The organism is Cupriavidus sp. WS (assembly GCF_000395345.1).
Lineage (GTDB): Bacteria > Pseudomonadota > Gammaproteobacteria > Burkholderiales > Burkholderiaceae > Cupriavidus > Cupriavidus basilensis_B.
In genome coordinates, this window is the sequence record NZ_AQPL01000006.1 from 1 (window position 1) to 1658 (window position 1658).

The 1658-nt window shown below is 72.7% G+C and carries 2 protein-coding genes; both read right to left on the reverse strand.

Annotated elements, in window-relative coordinates; all coding sequences use genetic code 11:
- Window positions 1-1000: fatty acid desaturase (locus K206_RS37220; RefSeq protein ID WP_020200402.1), on the reverse strand; the 1000-nt coding region annotated here is incomplete at its 3' end.
- Window positions 1001-1209: 209 nt separating this feature from the next.
- Window positions 1210-1617 carry an alternative ribosome rescue aminoacyl-tRNA hydrolase ArfB gene (arfB, locus tag K206_RS0100275; RefSeq protein WP_020200403.1) on the reverse strand — a complete coding sequence of 136 codons (408 nt, stop codon included), beginning with the start codon at window positions 1615-1617 and terminating at the stop codon, window positions 1210-1212.
- Between the last annotated feature and the right edge of the window lie 41 nt (window positions 1618-1658).

Sequence of the window (1658 nt, forward strand, 5' to 3'; positions counted from 1 at the left end):
CCCGCCGGTCTGCCGTGGCGGGTGTGGCCGGCATGGCCGGCGTGGCCACGGCGCCGCCGCGGAACAGCGGATGCACCACCGGCGCGGCGGGCCGCAGCGCGAAGCGCGCCAGCCATTCGCCGTACCCGTTCACCACGAAGCCGCCGCTGCGCCGCCGGTAGCCGGCCGCGCGCGCGCGATAGACGCGCCCGAGGGCAAACCACGGCAGCGCCGGCAAGTCGTGGTGGACCAGGTGGAAGTTGTTGTTGAGGAACAGCAGCCGCCACGGCCACGCCGCCTCGTTGAGCACGCTGCGCCGCGCCGGCAGCGCGTGCGGGCGGTGCTCCTGGAACGAGCGCACCGACGACAGCGACAGCGCGGGATAGGCCACGCCCGCCAGCATCAGCCACGGCGCGATGCCGCACGCGCGGTCGAGCCACAGCAGCAGCGCGGCCAGCGCGAGCAGGTGCGCGGCCCACATCGGCAGGTCGCGCAGGTCGCCGGCGCGCAACCGGCGCGCGGCGTCGGCCGCGCTGCGCGCGATGGCGAAGGCCGGGCCCAGCAGCAGGCGCCCCGCCATCGTGTTGCGCCAACGCAGCAGCGTGCGCCGCAGGGGGCCGGCGGCCTGCCAGTCGCCCGGCAGCAGGAAGTAGCTCTCCGGATCGGCGCCGGGATGGGTCAGGTCGTCGTGCGCGTGATGCCGCAGGTGCTCGCGGCGATAGAGTCCGTAAGGAAACCACACCGCCAGCGGCGCCATGCCGAACAGCGCGTTGAGCCACGGCAGGCGCGTGGGATGGCCGTGCAGCAGCTCGTGCTGCAGCGACATGTACCAGGTGGAGGCGAGTACCAGCAGCGCCAGCGCGAGCGGCAGGCCCAGGCGGGCCGCGTTGAGCGCCGCGCCGAACCACAGCGCGTAGACCGCCGCGATCAGCAGCCAGGTGGGCAGTTCGGTGCGCCAGAGCCAGGCGCGGCTGGCGCGCGCGATGTCCGCGCGCTGGAGGTCGTCCAGGTAGATTGCCATTGCGTCATCGTGGAACGGTGGCGGGCTGTACGGCAATCGAGGCGATGCGGACACCCAGGGCGTCGCGGCCGGCGGCGCCGGCACGAAACGTCAGTCCAGCTTACGCGCCGTGGCGCAAAACGGAACGAAGGAAAGCCGATATGGATATGCATGCCCGCAAGCGGCCTGCGCATGCGGCGCAGGTGGCGCACGGAGGGCGCGCCACGGGCTCAGTCGAGCACCTTGCCGCGCATGGCCTTGACCTGGCTGCGCTGGCTCTTGCCTTCGAGCCGCCGCATGCGCGAGCCGAAGGTGGGCCGCGTGGGGCGCCGCGCGCGCGGCGGCGTGGCCACGCTGCGCACCAGTTCGTGCAGGCGCCGCACGGCTTCCTCGCGGTTCATCTCCAGGCTGCGGTGCTGCTGCGCCTTGATCACCACCACGCCGTCGCGCGTGATGCGATGATCGTGCAATTGCAGCAGGCGCGCCTTGTGATCCTCGTCCAGCGACGCCGACGCGCGCACGTCGAAGCGCAGGTGGACCGCGTTGGAGACCTTGTTGATGTTCTGCCCGCCCGCGCCCTGCGCGCGGATCGCGGTGATCTCGTACTCGGTGTGGGGGATGACGGTTTCGCTCGACATCGGGCAATGATAGCAAGCGCGCCGGCCCGCCGTGGCGGGGG